The sequence below is a fragment of the bacterium genome, from assembly GCA_024228115.1.
Lineage (GTDB): Bacteria > Myxococcota_A > UBA9160 > UBA9160 > UBA6930.
Genome location: JAAETT010000061.1, coordinates 13,770 through 40,118 on the forward strand (window position 1 = coordinate 13,770; position 26,349 = coordinate 40,118).

The 26,349-nt window shown below is 65.5% G+C and carries 24 protein-coding genes; 9 read left to right on the forward strand and 15 right to left on the reverse strand.

Annotation, left to right across the window (positions count from 1 at the left end; all coding sequences use genetic code 11):
• Positions 1 to 77: 77 nt before the first annotated feature.
• From GY937_03350 to GY937_03380, 7 genes are all read left to right on the forward strand, one after another.
• The gene (locus GY937_03350) at positions 78 to 2,048 is read left to right on the forward strand and encodes a heme lyase CcmF/NrfE family subunit (GenBank protein ID MCP5055744.1); all 1,971 of its coding nucleotides are present in this window, start codon (positions 78 to 80) and stop codon (positions 2,046 to 2,048) included.
• On the forward strand, positions 2,045 to 3,889 hold the full coding sequence (locus GY937_03355) for a zinc ribbon domain-containing protein (GenBank protein ID MCP5055745.1): 1,845 nt from the start codon (positions 2,045 to 2,047) through the stop codon (positions 3,887 to 3,889). The genes GY937_03350 and GY937_03355 overlap by 4 nt, the downstream gene beginning before the upstream one ends.
• A complete protein-coding gene (locus tag GY937_03360) occupies positions 3,856 to 4,626 on the forward strand; it encodes an ABC transporter ATP-binding protein (GenBank protein ID MCP5055746.1) in 771 nt (256 codons plus the stop codon). Before GY937_03355 ends, GY937_03360 begins: the two co-directional genes overlap by 34 nt.
• Entirely contained in the window at positions 4,623 to 5,288 is a 666-nt protein-coding gene (locus GY937_03365) for an ABC transporter permease (GenBank protein MCP5055747.1), read from the forward strand. Before GY937_03360 ends, GY937_03365 begins: the two co-directional genes overlap by 4 nt.
• Before the next feature lie 7 nt (positions 5,289 to 5,295).
• A complete protein-coding gene (ccsA, locus tag GY937_03370; GenBank protein MCP5055748.1) occupies positions 5,296 to 5,994 on the forward strand; it encodes a cytochrome c biogenesis protein CcsA in 699 nt (232 codons plus the stop codon).
• Entirely contained in the window at positions 5,991 to 6,119 is a 129-nt protein-coding gene (ccmD, locus tag GY937_03375) for a heme exporter protein CcmD (GenBank protein ID MCP5055749.1), read from the forward strand. The genes ccsA and ccmD overlap by 4 nt, the downstream gene beginning before the upstream one ends.
• A 382-nt stretch (positions 6,120 to 6,501) precedes the next feature.
• Positions 6,502 to 6,999 carry a hypothetical protein gene (locus tag GY937_03380; protein MCP5055750.1) on the forward strand — a complete coding sequence of 166 codons (498 nt, stop codon included), beginning with the start codon at positions 6,502 to 6,504 and terminating at the stop codon, positions 6,997 to 6,999.
• Positions 7,000 to 7,027: 28 nt separating this feature from the next.
• On the opposite strand, the gene GY937_03385 is transcribed toward GY937_03380, so the two are convergent.
• The 7 genes from GY937_03385 to GY937_03415 all read right to left on the reverse strand — a co-directional run bounded on the left by GY937_03385 (position 7,028) and on the right by GY937_03415 (position 13,723).
• Entirely contained in the window at positions 7,028 to 7,702 is a 675-nt protein-coding gene (locus tag GY937_03385) for an NUDIX hydrolase (protein ID MCP5055751.1), read from the reverse strand.
• Positions 7,585 to 8,472, reverse strand: a complete 888-nt coding sequence (locus GY937_03390) for an ATP phosphoribosyltransferase (GenBank protein ID MCP5055752.1) — start codon at positions 8,470 to 8,472, stop codon at positions 7,585 to 7,587. Before GY937_03390 ends, GY937_03385 begins: the two co-directional genes overlap by 118 nt.
• A complete protein-coding gene (hisI, locus tag GY937_03395; GenBank protein ID MCP5055753.1) occupies positions 8,469 to 8,855 on the reverse strand; it encodes a phosphoribosyl-AMP cyclohydrolase in 387 nt (128 codons plus the stop codon). The genes GY937_03390 and hisI overlap by 4 nt, the downstream gene beginning before the upstream one ends.
• A gap of 12 nt (positions 8,856 to 8,867) precedes the next feature.
• A complete protein-coding gene (locus tag GY937_03400) occupies positions 8,868 to 11,552 on the reverse strand; it encodes a hypothetical protein (protein MCP5055754.1) in 2,685 nt (894 codons plus the stop codon).
• 136 nt (positions 11,553 to 11,688) lie between these two features.
• On the reverse strand, positions 11,689 to 12,546 hold the full coding sequence (locus GY937_03405; GenBank protein MCP5055755.1) for an SDR family NAD(P)-dependent oxidoreductase: 858 nt from the start codon (positions 12,544 to 12,546) through the stop codon (positions 11,689 to 11,691).
• A 105-nt stretch (positions 12,547 to 12,651) separates the two neighbouring features.
• Positions 12,652 to 13,500 carry a GNAT family N-acetyltransferase gene (locus tag GY937_03410; GenBank protein ID MCP5055756.1) on the reverse strand — a complete coding sequence of 283 codons (849 nt, stop codon included), beginning with the start codon at positions 13,498 to 13,500 and terminating at the stop codon, positions 12,652 to 12,654.
• Positions 13,501 to 13,504: 4 nt separating this feature from the next.
• Entirely contained in the window at positions 13,505 to 13,723 is a 219-nt protein-coding gene (locus GY937_03415; protein MCP5055757.1) for a biotin/lipoyl-binding carrier protein, read from the reverse strand.
• A gap of 82 nt (positions 13,724 to 13,805) precedes the next feature.
• Between GY937_03415 and ffh the strand changes: the two genes are divergently transcribed.
• Both ffh and GY937_03425 read left to right on the forward strand, forming a co-directional pair.
• On the forward strand, positions 13,806 to 15,320 hold the full coding sequence (gene ffh, locus GY937_03420) for a signal recognition particle protein (GenBank protein MCP5055758.1): 1,515 nt from the start codon (positions 13,806 to 13,808) through the stop codon (positions 15,318 to 15,320).
• Positions 15,321 to 15,459: 139 nt separating this feature from the next.
• On the forward strand, positions 15,460 to 17,139 hold the full coding sequence (locus GY937_03425) for a LysM peptidoglycan-binding domain-containing protein (protein ID MCP5055759.1): 1,680 nt from the start codon (positions 15,460 to 15,462) through the stop codon (positions 17,137 to 17,139).
• A gap of 17 nt (positions 17,140 to 17,156) precedes the next feature.
• On the opposite strand, the gene GY937_03430 is transcribed toward GY937_03425, so the two are convergent.
• The 8 genes from GY937_03430 to GY937_03465 form a co-directional block, all read right to left on the reverse strand.
• A complete protein-coding gene (locus tag GY937_03430) occupies positions 17,157 to 17,837 on the reverse strand; it encodes a serine/threonine protein phosphatase (GenBank protein ID MCP5055760.1) in 681 nt (226 codons plus the stop codon).
• Positions 17,838 to 17,874: 37 nt separating this feature from the next.
• Positions 17,875 to 18,897 (reverse strand): 23S rRNA (adenine(2503)-C(2))-methyltransferase RlmN, encoded by a 1,023-nt coding sequence (gene rlmN / locus GY937_03435; protein MCP5055761.1) that lies wholly within the window; start codon positions 18,895 to 18,897, stop codon positions 17,875 to 17,877.
• Between the two features lie 11 nt (positions 18,898 to 18,908).
• On the reverse strand, positions 18,909 to 19,553 hold the full coding sequence (trmB, locus tag GY937_03440) for a tRNA (guanosine(46)-N7)-methyltransferase TrmB (GenBank protein ID MCP5055762.1): 645 nt from the start codon (positions 19,551 to 19,553) through the stop codon (positions 18,909 to 18,911).
• 16 nt (positions 19,554 to 19,569) lie between these two features.
• The gene (locus GY937_03445) at positions 19,570 to 21,171 is read right to left on the reverse strand and encodes a hypothetical protein (GenBank protein ID MCP5055763.1); all 1,602 of its coding nucleotides are present in this window, start codon (positions 21,169 to 21,171) and stop codon (positions 19,570 to 19,572) included.
• Positions 21,172 to 21,179: 8 nt separating this feature from the next.
• Positions 21,180 to 22,802, reverse strand: coding sequence for a hypothetical protein (locus tag GY937_03450; protein MCP5055764.1), 1,623 nt, complete (start codon positions 22,800 to 22,802; stop codon positions 21,180 to 21,182).
• Positions 22,799 to 24,214 (reverse strand): magnesium chelatase, encoded by a 1,416-nt coding sequence (locus GY937_03455; protein ID MCP5055765.1) that lies wholly within the window; start codon positions 24,212 to 24,214, stop codon positions 22,799 to 22,801. Before GY937_03455 ends, GY937_03450 begins: the two co-directional genes overlap by 4 nt.
• A 92-nt stretch (positions 24,215 to 24,306) precedes the next feature.
• Positions 24,307 to 25,131 (reverse strand): M48 family metalloprotease, encoded by an 825-nt coding sequence (locus tag GY937_03460; GenBank protein ID MCP5055766.1) that lies wholly within the window; start codon positions 25,129 to 25,131, stop codon positions 24,307 to 24,309.
• A 4-nt stretch (positions 25,132 to 25,135) separates the two neighbouring features.
• Complete coding sequence (locus tag GY937_03465; GenBank protein MCP5055767.1) at positions 25,136 to 26,299, reverse strand: hypothetical protein; 1,164 nt, start codon at positions 26,297 to 26,299, stop codon at positions 25,136 to 25,138.
• Positions 26,300 to 26,349: the final 50 nt, after the last annotated feature.

Sequence of the window (26,349 nt, forward strand, 5' to 3'; positions counted from 1 at the left end):
GCAACCCGCCGATGAGCGGGCGACAACCCGCAGACGGGTGAGCGGATACCCGCAGATGAGTGAGCGGATGCCCGCAGATGAGTGAGGTCGGCGCCTCAGCCCTGGGGTTTGCTTTCGTGGTCGCCCTCGTCGGCGCCGTGGCGGGCGTGGTGGGAGGCGTACGCCGGGACGCGGCCTGGGCAGAAGTCGCGCGAATCGCCGTCCTCGTCCACTTCGTGTTGGCGAGCGTTGCCATCGGCAGCCTCTTCTGGGCCTTTGCCACCCTCGATTTCCAGCTCTCCTATGTGGCAAGCCACGCGGCCCGCAGCATGGCCACCCACTACCGCCTCGCCGCGCTCTGGGGCGGCCAGGCCGGCTCCCTGCTGCTCTGGCTTTGGATGTTGGCGGCCTACGCGGCGGTTGCGGTCGTCGTCAACCGCCGCAATCAGAGCTTGATCCCCTGGGTGAGCGCGATGCTGATGCTGAACGCGGTCTTCTTCGGCGTGATGCTGAACTTCGTGTCCGACCCCTTCGAAGCGGTCGCCCCGGGCCAGGTGCTCTCCGACGGCAACGGCCTCAACCCGCTACTGCAGCATCCCGTCATGATGATCCACCCGATCGTCCTGTACACGGGGCTCGTCGGTTTCGCTGTGCCCTTCGCCTTCGCCTTCGCCGCCATGGCGACAGGCGAACTCGGAACCGCATGGATGCGCATCACCCGCCGGTGGACCTTATGGGCGTGGTTCTTCCTCTCGGTCGGCATCCTGCTCGGCGGACGCTGGGCCTACGAAGTGCTCGGCTGGGGGGGCTACTGGGCCTGGGATCCGGTAGAGAACGCGTCCTTCATGCCCTGGCTCGCAGCCACTGCCTACCTGCACTCGGTGATGGTGCAGGAAAAGCGGGACATGCTGAAGGTCTGGAACCTGGTGCTGATCGGGCTGACCTACACGCTCTGCTTGTTCGGCACCATGCTCACCCGTAGCGGCCTCGTTCGATCCGTCCACGCGTTCGCCCAGACCGAGATCTTCGGAATCCTCTTCCTGGGCTACGTCGTAGCGACCGTCGTCCTCTTCTTTGGCATCCTCGCCTGGCGCTCCCCGGAACTCCGAGCCAAGCACCAGCTCGAATCCGTGCTGTCCCGCGAAGCCGGCTTCGTCGTGAACAACTGGCTCTTCATGGCGTTCCTCGGCGTGGTCTTCTGGGGCACCCTCTTCCCGAAGGTCTCGGAATGGATCACCGGCACCGAGCTCTTGATCGGTCCCGCCTGGTTCAACGGCCTCGCCAGTTTCGTGGCGCTTCCGTTGTTGCTTCTCACCGGCATCGGACCGCTGATTGCCTGGCGCCGCGCGTCCGGAGCAAACCTGCGGCGCCAGTTCGTGTGGCCCTCCATTTGCGGTTTGGCGGTCGGCTTCGCCACCGGCATCGGCACAGGCCTCTCGGGCGGTGTGTTTCCGGTGCTCGTCTGGGCGGTTTCCGGGTTCGTGGTCGGCACGATCTCGCAGGAGTACCTACGCGCGGTTCGCGCGCGTATGCGCCGCGGCGAGAACCCGGCCCGGGCGGTTGCAACGCTGATGCGAAAGAACCAGCGGCGGTACGGCGGCTACGTGGTCCACCTCGGCGTGGTGTTCATCTTCATCGGGATCGCTGGAGCCGCATTCAACGAAGAACGGCTCGAGAACATCCGTGTCGGCGATTCGATCGAAATGAACGGGTACCGGCTCGAATACCGCACGGCCCGACCGATTCCGGCCCAGCACTACGGTGGAGCGATCGCCCGGATTGCTCTCTTCCAGGACGACGAGCCGCTCGTCACCATGACTCCAGAACGCCGGGTCTACTGGCTGGAACAGCAGCCGGCTTCGATCCCGTCGGTCTACTCGACTCTCCTCGAAGACCTGTACGTCATCCTGACGGCCATCGAGCCCGACGGGTCGGCGACGGTGAAGGTCTACCGCAACCCGTTGGTCAACTGGATCTGGATCGGCGGCTACACCTTCGTACTCGGCACGATCCTCATCCTCTGGCCTCACCCGCCGTTGCGGAGCCGCTCGGAAGAGAACGAAGCGTGAGCCACGCATTTCGGCGATTCCGGGCCTGGCGGCGTGAACTCTTCATGGGCGGCCTCATCATGGCGCTGGCTTTCGCGGCGACAGCCCAGCCCCAGAATCGAACGCCGGACGTTCCGATCGGGGATGGCGTCATCCGCGGACGCGTCCTTCAGGCCGAAGGCGGCACACCACTGCCCGAGGTCGAGGTCGCCCTTTACGCGCTCTCTGCCGAGGGGCTCCCGGGAATGCGCAGGGCGACCAGCGATTCCCAGGGACGGTTCGCATTCGAGAACATCTCGCGCGATGGCAATCTCGCGTACTTGCTAGGTGCCAGTTTTCGGGGCATTCCGTTCCCCGGCGGGCGCATCACCTTCGCCGCGGGAGAGACGGAGCGTCAGGCCGACATCCGGATCGCTCCGATCTCCGCGGATTCCAGCGCGCTCACCGCCGGCACGGCAGAGCTTCGGCTGCAACGGACGGGCACGGGATTGCGCCTGATCGAAACCCTGCAGATCGAGAACCCGGGTCCCCACACATTTCACGTGGGTGCGGCTGACCGCCAGAGCGCCGCGCCCGCCCTCCGCGCGCGGCTGCCGGACAGCGCCCGCAATTTCCAGATGCCTCTCGGAGTGATCCCGGATGGCGTCGAGAGAAAGGATCGCGACCTTTCCTGGTGGGGCCCCGTGCATTCGGGCAGCCAGGAACTGTCGTTCTCGTTCGAGGTCGGAATCCCGGATTCCGCGAGCAACGAGCGGATCGATTTCACCTGGGAACTGCCGAGCGGCGCCTCGGCGCTCCGGCTCTGGATCCCGGTCGGTGCGGAACTCGAGACCCCGGGCTTCACCGCGGTCGAACTGAAGCCGGGCGAGGGCTCGGGCTTTCTGGCCTTCGAGGCTGGCCCCACCCCACCGGGTACCCGCCTGGCCATCGCCCTGAGCGTTCCCCCGGCGAAGCTCGCAGAAGACGCAGTCGTGCTGAAAGAGGTGCGAGACCTTCTGGCCGTCGACGATGCCGCCATGGCGGTGAACGAAACCCACGTCCTCGAGATCACTGGCGAAGCCCGTGTACTCGGCACGGCCGACGCGCCTCTGCATTTCATCCCGATCCCATCAGGCATCACCCGGTTGCGATTTGGCGCGGACGGGCGCGGCATCTCGTTGCTGCCCGACGAACGTGGCGGACTGGCCGTCATCGGCGAAACGCCGCCCGGCACACTCACGGTCGAAGTCACCTACCAGGTGCAGGTCGATGCATTCCCCATCGCCTTCGATCGAAGCTGGCCCGTGCGGGTACCGTTGCTGTCGATCTTCGTGGCCGATCCGGGAAATCTGGCCCCGGCATCGGACCGTCTCCACCGGCGGCGCCCGGTACGCACCTCCGACCTGACCTACATGCACCTGGAGGCCTACGAGATCGCAGCCGAGGAGGCCGTGAACCTGCGCATCGATCGCCGGCCGCCAAGAACCCAGTTGCCGACGGTCGTGTTCCGGGGCGGTATCGCGTTATGCGGCGCCCTGGTTCTGGTCCTGCTCGTGACGCCGCTGTGGCGCGAGCACAGCGGTGCAGGCCTGGCCGGCGACACGGAAACCGCGGCCGGCCGGGAACGCGAAGCGGTCGTTGCCGCCCTGCGCGATCTCGACCACGACTTCGAGACCGGCAAGGTCGAAAACGAAGACTACGGAACGCTGCGTGACGAGCTGCGCGCTCGTGCGATCGAACTGATGCGGGAAGAACGCGAAGTGCCAACATCGGCCGCTGCCCCCGGGAGCACCGCCGTCTGTAGCGAATGTGGCGCCGCGCCCGATACCAGCCACCGTTTCTGCGCCCGATGCGGAGCGGCGTTGCCGGCGGCCAACGGGTGAGCCAGGCCACCCACGCGATCGAGGCCCGCGGACTCAGCCGCCGCTTCGGTCCCCTGGTGGCGTTGCAACCTCTGGATCTGGATGTCCCCTGCGGCTCGACGTTGGCCGTGTTGGGCCCGAACGGTGCTGGCAAGTCGACCCTGTTGCGGCTCATCGCCGGCCTGGCGCGGCCCTCCGCTGGGACGATCCGCCTGGGCGGCGCCAGCGGGCATGGGGGTGCAGCCGATGATCGGATTGCTCGCCGCCGCCGGATCGGTTTGATCGGCCACGCGACCTTCCTGTATCCGGCCCTCACGGCGCGCGAGAACCTGATCCTGGCCGGCCGTCTCTGGAGCGTCGACGATCCGGAATCCCGAGCCGCGACCCTGCTCGATGAACAGGATCTCAGCGCATCGGCCGACCGCCCGGTGGGAGGCTTCTCCCGAGGGATGGCTCAACGGGTCGCCATTGCGCGGGCGCTGGTCCACGACCCGGCCATCCTGCTGTTGGACGAGCCGTTCACCGGCCTGGACCCGACCGCCGCGGATCGTCTGACGGTTCAGCTCAAGGCCGCGCGGGACGGTGGGCGAACCTCCGTGCTCGTCACCCACGATCTCTCCCGAGCCGCCGACCTGGCGGACCGTACGCTGATTCTCAAGCACGGGGCCGTCAGATCCATCGTGCCCGAGGCCCTGGCCAATCGCGACAGCCTCGACGCGGCCTATCGTGAGGCGATCGCGAGCCCGTCACCGTCATGAGTGTGTTCTGGACCGTGCTCTGGAAGGATCTCCTCACAGAGTGGCGCAGCCGCGATCGGTTGGTCGCCATGCTGGTCTTCGCCTTGCTCGTCGTCGTGGTGCTCTACTTCGCCGCGCCTCCCGGGCAGGCCGGCTCCGCACGCGAGCATGTGCCGGGCTTGCTGTGGGTGGCCTACGTCTTCGCCATCGTGCTGGGGCTGAGCCGCTCGTTCGGCATGGAGCTCGAGAACGAGGCTTTGTCGGGCCTTGCCCTCGCCCCGGTCGATCGCGGATGGATCTTCCTGGGCAAGGCGGGCGCCAACCTGACGCTGGTGCTGATCATGCAGGCCGTCGCGGCCTTCGCCTTCGCTCTTGCCTTCGGCCTCAACCTCTGGCCGGTCGCGCTACCGCTGGCCGGAATCGCCTTCCTGGGCGCGGTGGGCCTCTGCAGTCTGGGCACCCTGTTCTCGGCCATGGCCGTGCGCACCAGCAACCGGGAAATGATCCTACCCCTCCTCATGCTGCCACTGATGGTCCCGGTCCTGCTAGGAGCGGTCCAGGCGACCCGCGGGCTACTCGCGGAAGGTGAGCTCCCGTTTTCGGCCCTTCAGCTGTTGCTGGTGACCGACGGCGTGTTTCTGATAGTTTCGTTCCTCGGCTTCGAGTACGTCCTCGACGAATGACCAGGGCATGACGGCAGACTCCTCCCCCTCTCGCGCGCACACGATCACGACGCTCCTGTTGATCGGCTGCGTGGCCACCTGGGCCTTCCTCGCCTGGAATGCACCCATCGACCGGGTGCAGGGCGTCATCCAGAAGATCCTCTACGTCCACGTGCCGATGGCCATCGGCACGTACCTGGGCTTCATCTGCACGGCGGTTGGAGGCGCCCTCTACCTCTGGAAGGGTGACGAGCGCTGGGATCGTTTCGCTCTTTCGAGCGCAGAGATCGGCGTGCTCTTCGCGGTCATGATGCTGATCAGCGGCCCGATCTGGGGCAAGGGCACCTGGGGAAAGTGGTGGTCGTGGGATCTGCGTCTCACGGTGACGCTGCTGCTCTTCTTCGTGTACGTGGCCTACCTGTTGCTCCGTTCCTTCACGGAGGGCAGCGAACGAGCGGCCCGCTTCGCTGCCGTCTACGGCATCGCAGGGTTGACACTCATTCCCCTCAACTATTTCGCGATCAAGTTGGCCGCCGGCCGTTCGATCCATCCGGAGAACCTGGGGGGAGACAGCCTCGGCGCCGGAATGGGCTGGCCCTTCTTCATGGGAATGGTGGCGATGGTCGCGGTCTTCGCCTTCCTGCTGGTGCGCCGCCAGGAGGTTGGCAGCCTGCGTGCCGAGCGGAACCGCCAATTGGCCCTGGCCAACCGGGAGGGAGTGGCGTGAGTTACGTCATTGCGGCCTATGGCCTCACCGTCGCAGGCATCGCTGGCTACGCGCTGTACCTGGCACGAGAGCGTGCAGCGCTTCGCCGCGAACTCGCCTTTGGCGAAGAATCAAATCCTGGTTGACAAACAGGCGGCTCGCGGATTATAAGCAGAGTGTCCCGTAAGTCGTCGCGACAGTTCGCCTTTTCCCCCAACCAAGGCGTCCGGAGAAAAAATCCGGACCTGGTGCGCGGGAACTTGCGGACCCGCCGCGTACGGCCCGGGAGGAGGGGAATCGGATTCCCCGTTTGAGTCACACGGGATGCCTGCACAAGCAAAGTGCATGCATCCCGGCATCGGCAAAGGATCTGCAGCTAGACTCTCAAGAGCGGAAGAACGCTAGAACATCGCGCCGCGGTGCTCCCCCCAGAGCTGCATGGCACGGGGCTTGCCTATAGAAGTCGCAAGACTTCGGAGGCTCGAACGGAGCTCGCGCAAACCAAGGCGAGAGCCGGAGGCGAAACTCATGGCAAGCATGAAACGTGGCGTTGGGTATTGCGAAAATACCGACTGCGAGGATTACGCGAAGGGCGTCTTCCTCCTCAACCACGGCGATACGTTCTACTGCCCGCGCTGCCGCCAACTTGGCAAGGTGGAAAAGGAGCGCGGTTTCTACACCGGCAACTCGGACATCTTCAAAGAGGTCCGCGTCGAGTACAACTTCGATCCGATCAACAGCGTCTACCGCGAGATCGCAATCGTCCGGGACGAGAGCCTCTGGGGCCGCAACAACGTCTACACCCTCCAGTCGCCGCTGATCAAGACGGAGAAGCGCGCACTGAAGGTGGCCGAAGCCATCCTGGCCAACTTGAACCGCTACCGCGGCTTGCTGAACGGCGATGAGATCCCGCGCACCACCGAGATCATCCTCTCCTTCGACGACGCCTTCGACGAGTTCAAACGCAAGGTCCAGCAGTTGGGCAAAGAACTCGAGCAGAGCGGCCTGCGAGAGACCGGATCGTAAGCACTCGCAAGCGGGAACGTTCTTTCCGCTACCGGGCCTCGTCGTCGCTGAGGCGCATGCGCAGATCGATCGCCATTCCGGCGGCGATGGCGCGCAAGCCCTGGTGTTCGTGGCGTTCGACTGGCGGGCCCGCCTCCGCCAACCCCTGAGCCAGAGGCTCCCGGTACCAGGGAAAGAGCGTGCCGGGCAGCTCCCCAGGATTCCACCATGCCACCCTCGGCGTCTCGGGGCTCGGTGTGAGCACTCCGCCTAGAGGCCTGCACCGGAAGATCCAGGCGGCATGAGGCAAGAAGCCTGTGCGGGTCCAGCTGCCGACCTGCCGCTCGATTTCGACCGTGAGGCCCGTCTCCTCTCGCACCTCTCGCACCACGGCGGCCTCCGGTGATTCGCCCGGATCGACCGTTCCACCGGGGAGTTCCCAGCCGCGCAGGTCGGACCGGACCGTCAGCAGGACACCCTCGGCTCCGACGATCACGGCCTGGGCCACCTGGCGCGAGCCGCGTCCAGGCAGCCTATGCCCGAAAGCCCCTCTGAACGCCGTCTCGGCGTAGTCCGGCAGCAGCTGCGCCAGCCGGAGCAACCGGTTCAATGAATGATCTTGTTGATCGGGTACTCGACGATGCCTTCCGCCCCGAGCTCGACGAGCTCGGGCAGGAGATGACGCACCACGGTCTCCTCGACGATGATCTCCAGGGCAACCCATTCGTCGTCGGCGAGGGCGGAGATGGTCGGTGTACCCAGGGCGGGCAGCACTGCGAGAACCGCGTCGAGATCCTTGCGCCGCGTGTTCAGCTTCAGGCCGACACGTCCAGCGGCTGTAATCGCGCCTTTCAGCATCAACAGCAACCGATCGAGCTTGGCCTGTTTCCAGGCGTCCTTCACGGACTCCTTATTGGCGATGAAACGCGGGGTGGTCTCGAGCACCGTATCGAGGACTCGCAGGTTGTTCGCGCGAATGCTCGAGCCCGTCTCGGAGACGTCGACGATCGCATCCGCCAGGATCGGTGGCTTCACCTCGGTGGCGCCGTAGGAGAACTCGATCTCGGCCTTCACGCCGTGCTTCTTCAGGTAGCGACGCGTCAGACCAACGGCCTCGGTGGCGATCCGCTTCCCTTGTAGATCCTTGACGGAGCGGATCTTCGAACCGTCCTTGACGGCCAGGAGCCAACGAACGGTGCGGTAGTTCGGCCAGGGCGCCTTCAGATCGGCCAGCTCCTTGACCTTGGCGCCGTTCTCCTGCACCCAATCGACACCCGTGATACCGGCGTCGAGAACGCCTTGCTCCACGTAGCGCGCCATTTCCTGAGCTCGGATCAGGATGCACTCGATCTCCAGATCGTCGATCTCCGGATAGTACGAGCGCGAGGGAAAACGGATGTTGTAGCCGGCCAGCTCGAAGAGCCGGGCGGTCGTCTCCTGGAGGCTGCCCTTTGGCAGGCCCAGGCGCAGAATGCGGCGGCGTTTGGAACTCACTTGCCGTACACCTCAGCAGGATCGAAGACCTGCTCTCCATCGTCGTCCCAGTCTTCGCCATTCCAGGCCCGGAAGAAGCAGCTGCGCTTGCCCGTATGGCAGGCCGCGCCGCCCTTCTGCTCCACGCGGACGAGTACCGCGTCGGCGTCACAATCGATCCGCAGCTCCTTCAGGATCTGCGTGTTTCCGCTGCTCTCGCCCTTGTGCCACAACTCGTTCCGTGAGGTGCTCCAATACACCACCTCACCAAGCTCGAGGGTTTTCTCGAAGGCGGCCTCGTTCATGTAGGCCACCATCAGGATCTCACCGGTCGCGTGATCCTGGGCAATGGCCGTGACCAGGCCGCCCCGTTTTTCGAAGTCCGGGGGGTTCGGGCAGATCATGGGGCGGCGAGACTACCGGGAGCCCAGGGCCCCCGCCAGCCGACCGAGCAGCACCGAGAGATCCCCGTGAGCCTCGCCCGGCACATACAGAGCATCCGCGCGACCCTCGGCCGGTTGCTTCTCCACGATGCCGCGTCGTGCCAGGAGTTCCAGCGCGTTGCGGAACGTCACCGGATTCCAACCCTCCGCGCTATGCACTTCCGTAATCAGGTTGGCGCGGCGAAAGATCTCCTCGGCGGCCTTCTCCAGATGCTTGGCCGTCTGCGGCGCTTCATTCTCCGCGATCGCCGAGAAAGCCGCGTGATACGTCTCGAGCAGGCTACGGGTCTGTTCAGCAAGGAAACCGAAATAGGGCTGGCCCTTCTCGGTCGCTCGCAGTTGATCCTCGCGGCGTTCCAGCACACCGATGCGCTCGAAGTAGTCGAGGAAGGCACTGCGCTGCGCGCTCTGGACCAACGCTTTCGGCGCATAGAACTCCCCGTACAGGAGATCGAGCCAGAACTCGAGATCCCGGGTCAGCTCTCCTTCCGTTCCGCCACGCAGGAGTTGGCGAGCGATCAGGCTCGGAGCCATCAGGAAATGGAAGAGCGTGTTCCGGTAGACGATCAGGGCTCGGCGCGTGGAACCCTCGAAGTAGAGGATCTCGCCGCGGGGATCGTCTTCGGATTTGATCAGTCCGGAGCGCAGCATGAACGAGATCGATTCCTCGAACTCGGGCTCGTCGGCAGCGAAGGCCGGCGTCAGGCGGACGTCCTGGAGGTTGAGGAGTTCGACGACCTCCGCCATGCGCCGCACCAGCTCGTGACGGAAGAGTCCGCGGCGGGGCTCGCCGAGCAGCGCACAAGCGGCGACGGACGTTGCGTTGGCCACGATCGACCAGTTGATGCGCTCGACCAGATCGTTGGCGAGCCCCTCGGTGAAATCACGTCTGGCCGCAACGACGGCCGGATCATCCTCAGTGACTTCCGAGCCCTCTCCAGTGCGGAACAGATGCTCATGGCCTTCGAGAGCCTTGGCGAGTGAAACCGCTTCTCCGAAGCAGAGAAATACGCTTCCGAAACGGCGCTGGAGAACCTTCCGGGCCCGCACCAGGGCCACCATGCTCTCCTGCTGCTTACCGCCCCCCTCGAGCTCGTCGATCATCGCGCTCTCTTCGACGAGACGCTCGTAGGTGATGCCGACCGGAACGAAGATGAGATCCTTGCGGCCGCTGTCGAGGAACGCCTGGATGTTCCAGTTCAGCATCCCCATCCGCGGCGCCATGCTCTTGCCCGTACGCGAGCGCCCGCCCTCGATGAAGAACTCCTGGGTGAAACCCTCCTTCACCAGATAGGCGAGGTAGGCACGAAACACGGCCTTGTAGAGCGGATCGTCGAAGCTCTTGCGCATGAAGAAGGCGCCGGCACGACGGAAGATGAAACCGAAAGGACCAAAGGCCATGTTGTCGCGCGAGGCGATATGTGGCGGCATCGTATGCTGACCGTAGAAGAGCCACGTCAGGATCAGGAAGTCGAAATAGGAGCGATGGCTCGGCACGAGCACGACCGCCTGGTCCTTCGCATATTGCGAAACCCGTTCCATCCCGGATGTCTCGATCGATGCAAAGAGCTTCCGGAAGATCCAAGTGGCGGCAACGTTCAAGATCGCCAGGAACGTGGAGTTCATGTTGGCTGCGATCTCGCGGAAGATCTTCTCCGCCTGGGCTCGGGCAGCCTCCGGCGTCGTCTTCGGATCGCGTGCTCGCTCGGCCACCGCCTGCCCGACCTCATCGCTCGCCAGCACCAGTTCCTGGACGCGGTGCCGGGGCCGAAGCGTCGGGCCCTCGACGATACGCTCCTCCCGGAACAAGAACACCTGGATCGCGCGGCGAAGTTTTCGCACGAGCCGCGCATCGCCGTCCCCGGAGCGCGACGCCGCGAACGCCCGCACATCGATCGGGACCCCGGGCCGGATCGCGAGATCCTGATACGTCATCAGGAAGGACGTGACTTTCGCAATATCCGTCGGACGAGTCGGCGCGCCGTAAGTGAGGTTCAGGAAGCCACGGGTCGCCCGCGGACCCTTGCGCCAGAAGAGCGCCAGGGGCACGAGAGTCACCTGTTTGTCCTCATCCCGGGCCGTCTTGAGAATGTCCTCGAGGAGATCCTGGTCACGTCGCCCCTCGGCCACGGCCGCCTCGCGTCCACGTAGCAGGCTCCCGAGTCGCTGGGTTCGCAGGAAGAGGAACATCGATTCGCCGCGGCTCACGACCGCGCGTGCCTTTTCCTGCGCGCGGCGCCGGTCCTCCTCCCGTCGCTCGCTCCCGCCCACCCGGCGGCGCTTCCACCAGCATTTGATCGCGGGCCAGAACGGCTGGTAGTAGTAGAACGAAAGGCCGTTGGCGAAGGCCGAGAGCCGTAGGCCACGCCGCGCAAACAGGGTATTGAACAGGAAATAGTCGAGACGGCTCGCGTAGCGCATGACGTACACGACAGCGCCCCGCTCTTCGACGGACTTCAACGCGGTGGTCGTCGCCTCATCGAAATCCAAGTGGCCGATGTAGCGTCGCGCGAACCAGCGGAAGAAGAAGTTGTAGCGAGCTGTCATCGCCGAGTAGGGGTCGGCGACCTCCGCATCCGGAAGCCGAATCTCCACCTCCCCAGGAGGCGTGGAAACCTCCGCGCCCGTCTCGTCGTTCCCACCCAGCTCGCTCACCATCTCTCCTCGGGCCGCGCTCGGCCCTCCCCCGGAGAACGTACCGACCACGACGCAAATTGAGAAACCTGGCGACGGGCCTGGGCTCCCTGACACACCCCAGGGGCCCAGCAAGGGGCCCCGGGGGTGTCGTCTGCAACTACTCGGGCAGGAGAATCCCGTCCATCTGGTCAGCAATCTCTTGCGCCGTCCAGAGCCCGCCGTCCGCCTTCTTGGTGACACCCTCGGCCGTCACCACCTTCATCTCGGCGATCCGACCACCGCCCACATAGAAGGTCTTGTTCGTCTGATCCTTCGAGAGGTCGCTCGCCAGGTACGTCACCAGCGGCGAAACCAGGCCCGGAGCAATGCGATCCTTCAGCGAATCATCTTGCATCATCGGCAGGTCTTCGGTGAGCCGGGTCAGCGCAACCGGGGCCAGGATGAAGCACCGAATGCGGTAACGCTGGCCCTCGATGGCCATGCAACGCGTGAATCCAGCAATCCCGGCCTTGGCCGCACCGTAGTTCGCCTGGCCGAAGTTTCCGTTCAAGCCAGAAGTCGACGAGGTGTTGATGATCACCCCGCCCTGCCCCCGCGCCTTCATGTGATTGAAGGCCGGCCGGGAGACCGCGTAGGTTCCCTTCAGATGCACAGCGATCACCGGATCCCAGAGATCCTCGGTCGTCTTCGAGAGCGTCTTGTCCCGCAGGATGCCCGCGTTGTTCACGCAGATATCGAGCTGGCCGAAGGCATCGACCGCCGATTGAACGATGCGCTCGCCACCCTCGACCGAGGCCACGTTCTCGTAGTTGGCGACCGCCTCGCTACCCAGGGCCTTGATCTCATCGACGACGTCGTCGGCCATCGACTGCCCGCCGCCACTGCCATCCCGCGAGCCACCCAGATCGTTCACGACGACCTTCGCACCCTCGCGTGCCAGGGCGAGCGCATGCTCACGACCCAGTCCGCCACCAGCACCCGTGACCAACGCAACTCTTCCATCCAACAATCCCATCGGTTCTCCTTGTTGCGGGGACGTTCTTTCCGCTGTTTCCGTTGTTCCGTTTCCGCTCTGCGGAAACGGAACAACGGAAACAGCGGAAAGAACGTCCCCACCCCTTCAGACGAACAGTAGCGTTCGCAGGCGCGCGTGCGGCTCGAATCCTAGCCGAGCGTAGAGCTTCTCTGCAGCGACGTTTCCCTCGACCACGGCGAGTTGGACGTGTTCGGCCCGGTTCTCGAACGCTCGGCGGCAGAGCTCGCTCACTCCGGCCGCTCCGGCACCTTGACGTCTCACCTCGGGCCAGGTGAACACACCCTGCAAGAGCCAACCACGCGGGCATTGGACATCGGCGTAGCCCACGAAACCGAGCTTGCCTTCGCGCTCTCCGACCACGGCACGGGGAAGGCGGCCCTGGACCCAGCGACGGAAGCCGGCCGGGTCGCCCTTCGAGGGATCGGGGCGATCTTCCTCACGCAAGCTCTCCCGAGCGGCTTCGACGAGGGCATCGAGATCTTCGCTCCCTGCACTTCGCACCGTCCAGCCATGAGATGGCTCGGCTGGACGAAGCGCCGCAGGCTCGACCGCGTAGCTGATCTCGATGCGATCGAGAAGCGCGCGGTGGCCGCGCCGCTCGAGCCAATTCCAGAGTGGGCCGACCCGGTCCTCGGTGCTCTTGACCAACCCCGAGCCCACGCCCGAGAGATGTGGGAAGAGCGCTTCCAGGGCCGCCGGCTCGGCCAGCGCATCGAGCATCACGCTGGGGCGCAGCGCAGCAAGGCCCACGAGGCGAGAATCCTGCCATACCGCCATCAGCTCGGGCCGCGCTTCTCGCCGGGAGCCGGAGCCACCCAGCCGCAGGACCAGATCGATCAGAGCCAGATTGAGCCTCGGCGCGGCCTCGAGATGGGCCAACGCGGCGTGCCGATCGCGGGGGCGCAGGGCGCGGACGTTGAGCCCTCGAGCCACCCCGCTAGTCAGCGATCACGGCGAGGACAGTGCCCTCCTCGACGTTGTCGCCCTCATTCACGCGGATTTCGGAGAGTCTGCCCTCGCAGGGCGCCTCGACCGGAATCTCCATCTTCATCGATTCGAGGATCAGGATCACGTCCTCCTCCTCGACGGCATCCCCGACGCCCTTCTCGATCTTCCACACGCTGCCGGTGATCTGGGCCTCGACATCGGTCGGCATCGGATCTCCTCGGGTCATGGTGCCGGACGGGGAGATACCACAACGCGTTGTTATCCTCCTCCCCCGTTCGCAGGGAGGACCGATGCTCGAGACCCTCACCGATGGCTTCAAGCGCGCCCGGGAGCGCCTGGGCGGCGTTCGCATCCTGGATGAGGAGAACGTCAAGGAAGCGCTCGGGGAGGTGCGTTCTTCCCTTCTGGAAGCCGATGTCGACTACGCCGTCGTCAAGGATTTCCTGGCCCGGGTCCAGACGAAGGCGCTCGGCGAAAAGGTCGAGACCCGCGTCAAGGACGCTCAGGGTCAGCAGCTGAAGACCACGCCTGGCCAGCACTTCGTCGCGGTCTGCGAGGAAGAACTGGTCGCCCTGATGGGACCGGTCGATCCAGAGCTCGCGCGGGACGATGCCGGCGTCACCTCCATCATGCTGCTCGGCCTCCAGGGTGTCGGCAAGACGACCATCGCTGCGAAGCTCGCGCGCCACCTCTCGAAGGAAGGGCGCAAGCCGCTGCTGGTCGCTGCGGATGTCTACCGACCGGCGGCGGTCCTGCAGCTGCAGCAGCTCGGCGAGAGCATCGACGTGCCGGTTCACGCTGGGGCGGAAGGCGAAGCACCCGCCTCGATCTGTCGCGCTGCCCGGGAGCACGCGCGCAGCGCCGGCTTCGACGCGATCATCTACGACACCGCGGGGCGTCTCGCCATCGACGACGAGTTGATGGTGGAACTCGAAGGCATCTCCGAGGTGACGAAGCCCGCCAACGCCCTGCTCGTCTGCGATGCCCTGATGGGCCGGGACGCGGTCAACGTGGCCCAGGCGTTCTCCGAACGTCTGCATCTCGACGGCCTGGTGCTCACCAAGCTGGACGGCGATTCCCGCGGTGGTGCAGCCCTTGCCGTCAAGACCGTCACCGGCGTGCCCATCAAATTCATCGGCACGGGCGAGACCGTCGACCGCCTCGAACCCTTCCGCCCGGAAGGCATGGCCTCACGCATCCTCGGCATGGGCGACATCGTCGGCCTGGTGAAGGACTTCGAGGAGGTCGTCGACACCCAGAAGGCCGAAGAAGACGCCGAGCGCATGCTGAAGGGTCAGTTCGGAATGGACGACCTGCTGGCCCAGCTGAAGACGATCCAGAAGATGGGCCCGCTGAAGGACGTGCTCGGCAAGCTCCCCATGTTCGGAGACATGGCCGACCAGGTAGACGAGCGCGAACTCACCAAGGTCGAATCGATGATCCAATCGATGACGGTCGGCGAACGCCAGAAGCCCGCGGTGATCGACAAGAGCCGGGCCCAACGCATCGCCCGGGGAAGCGGCCGGGCGCCCAAGGACGTCACCGATCTGATCACGCGGTTCTCCCAGATGCGGAAGATGATGGCATCGCTCGGCTCAGGGGGCGGATTGCTCTCGAAGATCCCGGGGATGGGCAAGCTCTCCGGTGCCGGAATGGGGGGCGACATCGACCCGGCAGCACTGATGGGCGGAATGCCGGGCATGCCGGGCGGCAATCGGAAGATGCGCCGTGCCCAGAACAAGGGGCAGAAGAAGAACAAGCGGAAGTCCGCCCGCGCGGCCCGGCGCAAGGGCCGGAAGAAATGAAGGCCTCCTGAACGCTCCGACTGGCGGGATTCCCCCACTCGCGGCACCCGGGAGCTCTGCCCCCTACGCTCTGGCATCGCCGTTCCGCCAGGCCACCTGCGTCAGTTTCACCGCTGTCCTGCCGATGTGTGAGAGATCGATGGGTCGTTCCTTGCCGCTCCTGATCGTGATTGCCTGGGCTCTGGCCGTGGGGCCAGCGGCTGCCGATCCGACGTTTCCGAAGCCCGCCAAAATCGTCCCGCAGGTCGAGTTCTGGAAACGGATCTACAGTGAGGTCGATACCGACCACGGGTTGATGCACGACTCCCGTCAGCTGGGGATCGTCTACGAAACCGCTGCCGTTCCCGACAACCTCTCCCGGCGCGGCCGGGATCGGAAGATCAAGGCGCGGCGCAGCGCGATCAAATCCAACCTGCGAACCCTCGCGAGTGGCAAGCGCAGCGGGCTCACTGCCGAGCAGAAGCGCATCCTCGCGCTCTTCCCCAGCGGGGTGAGCAACGCTTCGCTGCGCAAGGCCAGCGGCCAGATCCGTTTCCAGCGGGGCCAGGCCAACAAGTTCCGGGATGGGCTCGTGAGGCAAGGCCGGTGGGAAGCCTATATGCGGCAGGTCTTCCAAGACCGCGGGCTCCCCCTCGATCTGACCGCCCTGCCCCACGTCGAATCGTCCTTCAATCCGAAGGCCCGTTCCCATGTGGGCGCCTCCGGGCTCTGGCAGTTCACGCGCAGCACCGGCCGGTTGCTCATGCGCGTCGACCACGTGGTGGACGAACGCAACGACCCCTACCTCGCGACCGTCGCGGCGGCTCGGCTATTGCGCGAGAACCACAAGCGTCTCGGCACCTGGCCCCTTGCCATCACCGCCTACAACCATGGGGCCGGCGGCATGGAACGGGCGGTTCGGAAGCTCGGAACCCGCGACATCGACCAGATCATCGACCGCTACAAGAGCCGGACATTTGGCTTCGCCTCGCGGAATTTCTACTGCGAATTCCTCGCCGCCCGGGAGGTCCAACACGAGGCCGCGCGCCATTTCGGAAAGCTCACGCGGGATCCGCCGGAGCGGCCCGAGAGCGTGACCCTCACGCACTACGTGAAGGCCGCCGATCTGGCGACCACCTTCGGCCTCAGTACCGAGGCCCTGCGAAGGGCGAACCCCGCGCTTCAAAGCCCCGTCTGGACCGGACAGAAATACGTTCCGAAGGGGTACTCACTGCGGATCCCCCGGGATCCCATGCGCGGCTCCGCCAAGGTCGTCCTGGCCAGCCTCGGCAGCCATCAACGGCACACCAAGCAGGTTCCGGATCGCACCTATCGGGTACGACGAGGGGACTCGCTCTCCCGCATCGCCGACCGGTTCGGAGTGCGCGAATCCCAGCTGGTGGCGTTGAACGGCTTGCGTAGCCGCCACCGGATCCGGATCGGTCAGGTCTTGAAGCTTCCCGTTCGTCCGGGCTCCGTGGTGGCCACTGCGCCGCCGGCCGCGATACCCGCTGACGGCCTCTACACCGTACGACGTGGGGATACCGTCTCTTCGATCGCTCGCCGTTACGGTGTGACCGAGCGCGATCTTCTGGCCACGAACCATTTGCGGAACCGCAATCGCATCGGTGTCGGCCAGGTGCTCGAGCTGCCGGGAGGCGCACTCAGTGCGAGTCCGAAACTTGCCCAGGCCGGCATCTACACCGTCCGGCGCGGCGACACCCTGGACGGCATCGCCCGGCGCTTTGGCGTGACTCGCGCGGCCCTCGCTTCGCAGAATGGCATCCGAAACGCCAACCAGCTGCGCGCCGGCCAGAGCCTCTCGATCCCCGCGAAGTAGCGGCGCCGGGTACGCGCCTAGCGTACCTGGTAGAGCGTCTCGTCCGGCAACCGGATCGCGGTCAAGGTTCCGCCATAAACAGCCCCGGTATCGATCCCGAGGCTGAACGGCTCGTTCCGACGCACCTGAAAATCGCTGCTGGGCGTGTGCCCGTAGACGATCGTCACGCCCAGGTTGTGGGGCAGATCCGCGGTCGAACGACTCCAGAGCAGATCCTCGGGCCGGGAGCGGCGCAAGGCGAAAGCCAGATCCCCGGTCTGGAGGGTTCGCTCTCCCAGGCCCGCGTGGACGAAGGCGTAGTCGCCCTCCAGATGGAACGGAACCAGATCGCGATAGAAGCGTTCATGGGCCGGGGGAAGGTCGAACGTCTCGGGCTTCGGGTCCGGCGAGCTGAAGTAGCCGTAGCTCGCCAGGGTCCGGTCGCCGCCATTCAAGAGGAATGCATCTCCGCCGAACCAGGCAGGCCCCTTGAAGCCGAGAAAATCGAGCAGCATCGATTCGTGATTGCCCAGCAGGAAGACGCAATCGACCCGCCGGGAGAGGTCCAGGAGGCGACTCACCACACCGGCTGAATCCGGCCCCCGGTCGATGTAGTCACCCAGGAAGATCAGGCGATCGTCATCCGTCAGCGAGAGCTGTGCCAGCAGATCATCGAGCTTGCGAAGTTCGCCGTGAATGTCACCGATTGCGTAGAGCATGCTGGAAGCTCCGTTTCGACCATCCGCGAGACCGGCCTTACCCGGCCGCCTCACGCACGGCGAGCTGGCCACACGCCGCATCGATATCCGCGCCACGACTCCGGCGAAGGGTGGTCGTGACGCCGCCCTTCACGAGTTCGCCCATGAACGCGTCGATCCGTTCGGGGGGAGGCGACGCGTAGCCCGTATCCGAATGGGCGTTCATGGGGATCAGGTTGAGCTTCGAGGGCAACCCCTGCAGCAGGCGCCCGACCTCTCGGGCGTCCGCCGGGGCGTCGTTCACTCCGTCGATCAGGATGTATTCGAAGAAGACCGGATGCCGCCGGGAGATCTGCGGCAACTCCCGCAGGGCCTTCATCAGCTCGCTCAACGGAAAGCGGCGGTTGAGCGGAACGAGGACGTCGCGCACATCGTCCGAGGCCGCGTGCAGAGAGACCGCAAGATTCACGGGCACCGCATCCAACAACTCGGCGATCTTGGGAACGATCCCCGCGGTCGAGACCGTGACCCGCCGGGGTGCCATCGCGAAAGCCTTCGGATGGAGCAGTGTTTCCACCGCGGAGATCAGGTTGGGCAGGTTGAGCAGGGGCTCCCCCATGCCCATGAACACGACGTTCGTGATCGTGCGATCGTCCGGTAGCAGCTCGCGCATGCGCAACACCTGGTCGATGATCTCGGCCGCGTCCAGGTTGCGTGTGAAGCCCAGCGCACCCGTCGCACAGAACGAGCAGGCCAGCGGACAGCCGACCTGCGTGGATACGCAGAGCGTCGTGCGTTCCTCCTCGGGAATCAGCACCGCCTCGACGAGCGCACCGTCGGCGGCCCTGAGTACGGCCTTCACGGTGCCATCGATGGAATGAGCCTCCCGGACGGGTTCGAGCGCACGAAAGGACCAATCCGCCAGGAGCTGCACACGCAGTTCCTGGGGCAGGTTCGTCATGGCCTCGGGTTCGAGCACACCGCGCCGATACACCCACTCGGCCACCTGATCGGCCCGGTAGCCGGGAACACCGACCTCCTTGAATCGCCGGCGCAGATGATCGGGCGAGAGCCCGATCAGGGCGGGCGCGCTCACGATGCGTCTCTCCGCCGGTAGCTCCAGAAGTGCAGCGGCCGGCCCTCGGCCCGCCACTGGAGCTCGTAGGCCGTGTGCAGGCGGCCCGGGACCTCCGTGCGGAACGCGACCTCCTGCGTGTTCTCCAGTAGGGGCTCGCCGCGAAGCGCGGCGTCGATCGTCTCGGCGTAGTCGACGTGATCCGTGGCGATCTCCAAGCGGCCGCCCGGAATCAGACGATGGGCGAGTTGGGCGATGAACGGCGGTTGAAGCAGACGATTCTTGTGATGGCGTTTCTTCGGCCACGGATCCGGGAAGTTGATCCAGAAGGCGCCCACGCTCTCGGGCTCGATCACCTCACGGATCGCCTGCTCCGCACCACCGCAGATCAGCCGGATGTTGGTTTCTTCTTCCCTGGCAATGCGGCGCGCCATCTTGAGCACGCGCTTAAACGAGACCTCGACCCCGACATGGGCATCGCCAGGCGCTTCAGCGGCCAGGTGGCGTAGGAACTCACCCCGTCCGAATCCGAGCTCCACCACCAGCGGCGTCGGAGACGAGACGTCTGGCGCGAAAACGGCCTCCCACCCCTTTTCGCGCACCTCCTCGACGGAAACACGACGATCGGGACCAGGAATATCGAGCTTGAGCTTGCGGGCCACGGCGGGACGGTAGCGACTACCTGCCGAGCATCTCCCAAAGTCCCCCTAGCCTCGGCAGCCGGGGATGCTCCTCGAGAACCAGGCGTTCCCCTGCGCCGAGGCCGGCCCGGTCTCGTACTTCCCTCAGGGCTTCCAGGGGGCCGCCGAGACTGTCCACGAGGCCGTGGCGAGCCGCTCCGGCGCCGCTCCACACGCGACCCTGAGCCACGGCGTGGATCTCGTCCCGGCTTCGGCCGCGGCCCTCGGCGACCCGCTCCAGGAAGAGCTCATAGAGTGCGCCCAACTCGTCCCGCAGCGCCCTCCTCTCCGATTGCGTGAAGCTCCGGGCTTCCGAATGCAGACCTGCCTGGGCACCGCGCTCCACCGCATCCCGGCCAACCCCGACGCGTTCGTAGAGTTCGGAGAAATCGAGCTTGCCACCCACCACTCCGATCGAGCCGGTGATTGTGGTGGCCTCGGCGAGGATCGCCGTCGCGCTGGCGGCCAGGAAGTAGCCTCCGCTTGCCGCGGTATCCCCCATCGAGACGACGATCGGCTTCTCCTTGGCGATGCGCGCCACGGCGCGACAAAGGAGATCCGAAGCCACCCCTTCGCCACCCGGGCTGTCGACCCGCAGCACCACACCCAACACGTCATCGCGCTCGGCCAACGGCTCGAGAAATCGACGGTAGGTATCCGCTGCGATCCCGCGAAAACCCCGCCCGCGACTGATCCCGCCGCGCGCTGCAACGTAGACGAGCTTGGAGCTCTGCTGCAGAAAGGGTCGAAAGCCAGCATCCGATGCCCGCAGGCCGCAATAGGCCGATGCGTCGAGAAGCCTCGGCTTGTCCTCCTTGCAGGCGGTGGGCGCAAGCTCGCATAACAAATGGTCGAGTTCGTCCGGATAGAGGCAGGCATCGACCAGACCGGCCTCTCGGGCCCGCGAGGCCGTCAGCAGGCCCCGATCGACGTGCCCTCGTACCTGCGCCTCGGAGAGTCCGCGGCCGCTGGCCACGTCGCGAACGAGGGTGTCGAAGAGGTCATCCGCCAACGTTTCGAGCTGAGCGCGAGCCTCCTCGGAATAGCCAGAGCGGGTCAGGATCTCGCCCGCGCTCTTGAAATCACCCACCCGCATCACGTCTGCCCGAACTCCGAGCCTTTGGAGCAGATCCCGCAGGAAGAAACCCTCGAAGCGAAAACCCAGGAGGTGCACGCTGCCGGAGGGAGGAATCACCACCTGACTCGCAGCGCTGGCGAGCCACAGCTCCTGGGTGGTGAGACTCTCGGACCAGACGACGACCGGCTTGCCCGCCTGACGCATCGCGCCGATGGCCCTGCGCAAGCTCTCGACGCGAGAAGCTCCCCCGGATGGGCCCAGAAGCCGGATGGCGACGCCTGCCACGTCCGGGTCGTCCTTGGCCACATCGAGGACCCGCAGCACGTCGAGAAGCGAGAGCTGCGGCTCCCGCTGGCCGAACCAGGCAGGCGCGGCCAGTTCGGGGACGGGCGATGCCAGGCGCAGTCGCAGCCAAGCCGATCCCCGGCCGAACATGCCGCGGGCCACACCGAGACGCGCCGCCCGCGCCACGTTTGCGGCCGCCCTGCGCGGACTGCCTCCCAGATCCATGAGCTGCGTCATCTCATGGCTCAGCGGAACCGGCTCCGCTTCTCGGCCAGGTAGTCGACCGTCAGGAACGTCCCCAGCTGGTTCGGCATGGTGAAGAATGCCCGGCCCTTGTTGATCTCGGTCATCCGCTCGACGAAGCCGACCAACTCCGGCGCGTCGTCGAGCATGAAGGTGTTGATCGTGATCCCCCGGCGTGTCACCCGGCGCACCGTCTTGAGCGTTTCCGCAACCGCATGGGGCGAGACGCCGCCGAACCCCATGGGCCATTCCACGCGCAGCTCCCGCCCTTCGAAGTAGGCGGTTGGCTGGCCGTCCGTGATCACCAGGATCTGGGGGCTCGGGCTGGGGTGCTGGCTGATCAGGCGCTCGGCCACGCGCAGCCCATCTTGGAGGTTGGTGAACGGGTCTCCCATGTCCCAACGTGCCAGCGGCAACTCCTTGATCGGGAGTTCCCGGGCCCGCGTCGAGAAACCGACGACGAAGAAATCGTCACGGGGAAAGCGCGTGCGAATCAGGTGGTCGAGGGCCAGGGCGACACGTTTCGCTGCGGGAAAGCGTCCGGCCCAGGACATGGACCAGCTCATGTCGAGGAGCAGGATCGTCGTGGTCTGGGTGCTGAAATCGCACTCGCGAACTTCGAGATCATCCACACCGAGCTGCACCGGGGTGGTCGGCCTGCCTTCGGTGACCGCACGCTTCACGCCATTCAGCACCGTACGCACCACATGAACATCGAGTGCATCCCCGAACGCCCAGGGCCGGGTCTCATCCGGCCGAGGCGTTGCGATTCCCCGGTGCAGGGTCTCGTGGCTGCCCGTACGCCCGTTGCGGAGCTTGCTGTAGACGGCCGCCAGAGCCTGGGCGCCGATCCTGCGGATGGCCCGTGGCGTGAGCTCCATTCCGTCGTCGCCCTGGCGCAGGAAGCCCTCATCCTGAAGCGCCTGTTCCATGTCACGCAGCATCACGAAGGATTGGAGTCCGTCCTCGGATAGCAGCTCGCGAAGCTGCTCCAGCGAAATTTCCTGGAGGTTCCCTGAAGCCAGGTCGCGGGCCATCTGCTGCAAGGCCTGGATCTGCTCGCGGATCTCCTGAGCTGTTTCGTAGTCCGCGGATTCGTCGCCGTGGAAGCGATCGCCGTGCTCGCGTTGGAACTCCTCGAGCTCGCGAAGCCGATCCAGCTCTTCGAGCAGCTCCCGATAGGCTTCGCCGGCTTCGTCGTCCGCGAAGCCATGGCTTCGAAACGCCTCGATGGCATCGGAGAGCGAGGCATGGTCTGCGTAGCGCCGCTCCATGAACTCGTTCACGGCCTGGGATTCCATCCCGTGCGTTTCCCGTTGCGCACGCTCCTCCTGGTCGAGGATGTCATCGAGCTTTCGGGCCAGCTCCTCGGTGGCTTGATCGATCCGATACCGGTCCTGGAGTTCCTGCACCTGCTCGCGCAGCTCCGAGATCAGCTCTTCGGCGCCCATCACCCGAAAATCCATGCCGCCGAGTTCGAAACCGCCGCGACGCATCCACTCGAGAGCCTCGTCGACATCGAGACCCTCCATCAAGAGTTCCGAGAGCGCGTCGAGTGCACTCTTCGCGTCGAGGGAGAACTCCTCCTGACTACCATCCCAACGGCTGTAGCGGTGGACCTTCATCCGCCTCCGGGCGCGCCGTAGCGCGCGCCTCCATCATTCGAACTCTTGTTCAACCGGTTCTGGAGGTGCAGGCCGTCGAGCAGGAACTCGATGGCACACGCCAGGCGCTCCGGCGAATCACCGCCGGCCAGCTGGGAGGCGGCATCGCGCAGGCCCTGGATCTCATCCAGCCCTTCCAGGTAGTCCACCGCAGCCATCTCCGCCGAGACTTCGACGTTCCACCCCTGGTTGAAGGATTCGATCACCGACGCCATCCCTTCCAGCGGGACGCGCGCGTCGAAGACCTGTCGCGTCGCCCGTGCCATGAGATCTCGCACGACTTCGACCTCGGTCCGGTCCTCGCCTGCGTACTCCAGTTCGAGCTTTCCGGCGGTGGACGTCACCAGCGCCTCGAGATCCGAAATCCGCGGCACCGCCTCCTTCTCGCCGAGGCGCAGGGCGCGGCGCAACGCATTGGCCACCAGGGTTTCGTAGTTCGCGATGGACATGCGCACGGAAACGCCCGAAGCCTGATTGACGTCCGGGCTGGCACGCGCCTGGAACGTCAACTCGGCAACGATCTCGCTCATGAAGGCCGGAACGTACGCCTGGGTATCGGGCACCTCGGGCGCACGCGCCTCTTGATGCATCACTTCGAGTTCGAGCTCGCGGGTCACGGGATAATGGGTCCGCACCTGCGCCGCGTACCGATCCTTGAGCGGCGTGATGATTCGGCCTCGACTCGTGTAGTCCTCCGGATTGGCGCTCGCGACGACCAACACATCGAGGGGAAGGCGTACGCTGTATCCCTTCACCTGGACGTCGCGCTCCTGCATCACGTTGAAGAGCCCGACCTGCACCTTCTCGGTCAGGTCCGGCAACTCGTTGATGCAGAAGAGCCCCCGATTCGCGCGGGGCAGGAGACCGAAGTGAATCGTCAGCTCATCGCCGAGGGTTCGACCTTCGGCAACCTTGATCGGGTCGACATCACCGATCAGATCGGCGATCGAAACATCGGGAGTCGCGAGCTTCTCCACGTAGCGATCGTCCCGATGCACCCAGGCGATCTCGGTAGCGTCGCCCTGCTCTTCCACATGATTGCGCGCAAACGCCGAGACGGGCGCGAACGGGTCATCGTGGATTTCGCTGCCGGCCACGATGGGCATCCATTCATCGAGGAGCGCGACCATCTGGCGGATCATCCGGGACTTCGCCTGGCCCCGTTCGCCCAGGAAGATCAGATCGTGGCCGCAAAGAAGCGCATTCTCGACCGCCGGGATGACCGTGTCGTCGTACCCGACGATCCCCGGGAAGAGCGCTTCGCCCAGCGAGAGCTTCTTCAGGAGATTGGCGCGGATCTCCTGGCGAAGGCTGCGGGCAACATGGCCGGCTTGGCGTAGTTCACCGAGGGTGCGGGCCGAGGGGGATTGCATGCTGCCTCCATGGACACGAAGTCGTCTTCGTGCGTCGGCCAGCGTAGCGCGCCTGTCAGTTCCGCAGGCGCTGCGCGGACCTTTGGCGCCTGTCAGTTCCGCAGGCGGCTGCGCCGGCTCTTGGAGGAAGAGCCGTAGCCCATCAAGAGCTCGATGCGCCGCTGAATGATCTCCAGCTTGCCGCCGTCATCCACCCGCAATCCGGGGGGCAGGTTGGCCGTCAACGTGCGCTGCCGGCCCGAATCGAGCCGCTCCTCGGGAGACGGATGGCTGGCGAGGAAGGCGGGCACATGCGCCCCCTCCTCCGAACGGAGCGTCTCGAAGAAGGTCCAGGTGCCCTCGGGGTGGATACTCGCTTTGGGCAGGAGATCGGCCGCAAAAGCGTCCGACTCGCGCTCGGCATCGCGGCCGTAGGAGTTGATGAACGCCATGGCCGAGAGCCCGCCCAACAGGTTCGCAGCGCCGGCCGCCGCACTTCCACCGGCCATGCCCGCACCCACCACCGCCGCCTGATGCACCCAACCTGTCGTCTTCGCACGGTTGTAGTTCTCGGCCGTGTGGCGATGGACGACGTGGCCGATCTCGTGAGCCATCACGCCGGCCAGCTCGCTCATGTTGCCGGCCGCAAGGATCGTCTCCGTGTGGATGTAGATCGCCCCGGCGGGCATTGCGAAGGCATTGATCTCCTCGTTCTCGACCACAGAGAACGTGTAGTCGAAGGGCTGGGGCCCTGCGGCAGCGAGCAGACGTTCGCCCAGATCCGTGATGTAGTCGTTCACCACGCGATCCCGAAACATCCGCAGATCGCGACGCACTTCGCGTTCGAGCTCACGACCGAGCTGCTCTTCCTCTTTGAGGGTGAGCGTGGTGCAACCCGTCAGCAAACAGAGAAGGCTCACTGCGCAAGCCCGGATCATCGCCTCAGGCCCCCTCGGCCCGGCTCTGCTTGCGAAGCGTCTCGGTCACGTGACGCAGGATCGAACGGACCGATGCATCGAAGTCCGAGTTGTCGACGATCGGTACGTCATACTGCTCGGCGAGCTCCAGGATGTGGTCCTGGATGCGAAGAATGGCGGAGAGATTGCCGAGATAGCGATGAGGCGGTCGGTCCCCGGCGCCGCGAGCACGCTTCTCGAAGCGCCCGCTGAAGGCCTTCTCCTCGAGCGTGGCAACGACGAGGAACACGACATGAGCCCGGTCGGCGTACTGGGCTGGATCGATCAGGTCCGGCAAGACCGCGACCCCGTCGAGAATCAGGTTCGAGTTCTCTTCGATCGCCCGTTCGATCATCGCACGGGCGCCGACGGAAACCGTCGCAGCCTGGGCGCGGAAGGCGTCGATCACCGGATCCTCAGCCTGGTCGGAAACCACGACGACTTTGTGCGCGTCGTAGGATGAAGCGTGAATCGCGGGCACGAGCTCGGGTCCCAACATGATGCGCATGACCTGACGAATCGCGTCCGTCGAAGTCACGCCCGCGATGCCGAGGCGATGGGCAACCGCCTGGGCCAGCGAACTCTTGCCAACGCCGGCCGTCCCCGCGAGCAGCAGGATCAGCGGTCGCTCGGAATCCAGGAACTCTCGCCACGCCCGGTAGCGCCCCGCCACGCGCGGCCCGAGCCGACGCTCGAGGGTCTCGGCCGCCAGGGCCCGAAGCTCGGCACGCTCGACGAAGGGCTCTCCCCGGGCGACGAGGGCGGCTTCGATCTCGCGACCCACTTCGTGGGCCTGCTCGGGCTCGATCGCGGATGCCAACAACGAGGCCGAAAGCACCCCCTTGGAGAAGGGCGAAGGCTCGCGCCCCCCGGTTACCTGGATCTCGGGCCCGACCGCGAGCGGCTTGTCCTCGAGGGCTTCAGGAAACTGCTCCGCGACCAGGGCCGCCAGCTCATCCCGCCCGATCCGATCGCTGCCGCGCAGCTTGTCCCGGATCTGGGAGGCCGCCTGAAAGGCGGTATCGAAGGACGCCCCACGCCCCATCAGCGAGTGGATCATGATGCCTCGCATGAAGGGTCGGCGTCCGTGGCTGTCTTCTACCCAGATCCGGCCACCAGAATCACGGGCTATGGGTTTGGGCTGCGTCACCGGCCGAGGCTACCTCACGGTTCGAAAGCGGGCGAACTCGGGGAAAGCCC

Bases quoted from the DNA above. Each gene is read 5' to 3' on its own strand.
- GY937_03455 (MCP5055765.1), bottom strand. From the start codon at position 24,214: ATGCAATCCCCCTCGGCCCGCACCCTCGGTGAACTACGCCAAGCCGGC.
- GY937_03445 (MCP5055763.1), bottom strand. From the start codon at position 21,171: ATGACGCAGCTCATGGATCTGGGAGGCAGTCCGCGCAGGGCGGCCGCA.
- GY937_03380 (MCP5055750.1), top strand. From the start codon at position 6,502: ATGGCAAGCATGAAACGTGGCGTTGGGTATTGCGAAAATACCGACTGC.
- GY937_03430 (MCP5055760.1), bottom strand. From the start codon at position 17,837: ATGCTCTACGCAATCGGTGACATTCACGGCGAACTTCGCAAGCTCGAT.
- GY937_03400 (MCP5055754.1), bottom strand. From the start codon at position 11,552: ATGGTGAGCGAGCTGGGTGGGAACGACGAGACGGGCGCGGAGGTTTCC.
- GY937_03350 (MCP5055744.1), top strand. From the start codon at position 78: ATGAGTGAGGTCGGCGCCTCAGCCCTGGGGTTTGCTTTCGTGGTCGCC.
- GY937_03415 (MCP5055757.1), bottom strand. From the start codon at position 13,723: ATGCCGACCGATGTCGAGGCCCAGATCACCGGCAGCGTGTGGAAGATC.
- hisI (MCP5055753.1), bottom strand. From the start codon at position 8,855: ATGATCTGCCCGAACCCCCCGGACTTCGAAAAACGGGGCGGCCTGGTC.
- GY937_03425 (MCP5055759.1), top strand. From the start codon at position 15,460: ATGGGTCGTTCCTTGCCGCTCCTGATCGTGATTGCCTGGGCTCTGGCC.
- GY937_03385 (MCP5055751.1), bottom strand. From the start codon at position 7,702: ATGGGTTGCCCTGGAGATCATCGTCGAGGAGACCGTGGTGCGTCATCT.
- GY937_03365 (MCP5055747.1), top strand. From the start codon at position 4,623: ATGAGTGTGTTCTGGACCGTGCTCTGGAAGGATCTCCTCACAGAGTGG.
- ffh (MCP5055758.1), top strand. From the start codon at position 13,806: ATGCTCGAGACCCTCACCGATGGCTTCAAGCGCGCCCGGGAGCGCCTG.
- GY937_03450 (MCP5055764.1), bottom strand. From the start codon at position 22,802: ATGAAGGTCCACCGCTACAGCCGTTGGGATGGTAGTCAGGAGGAGTTC.
- GY937_03405 (MCP5055755.1), bottom strand. From the start codon at position 12,546: ATGGGATTGTTGGATGGAAGAGTTGCGTTGGTCACGGGTGCTGGTGGC.
- GY937_03360 (MCP5055746.1), top strand. From the start codon at position 3,856: ATGCGGAGCGGCGTTGCCGGCGGCCAACGGGTGAGCCAGGCCACCCAC.
- ccsA (MCP5055748.1), top strand. From the start codon at position 5,296: ATGACGGCAGACTCCTCCCCCTCTCGCGCGCACACGATCACGACGCTC.
- GY937_03460 (MCP5055766.1), bottom strand. From the start codon at position 25,131: ATGATCCGGGCTTGCGCAGTGAGCCTTCTCTGTTTGCTGACGGGTTGC.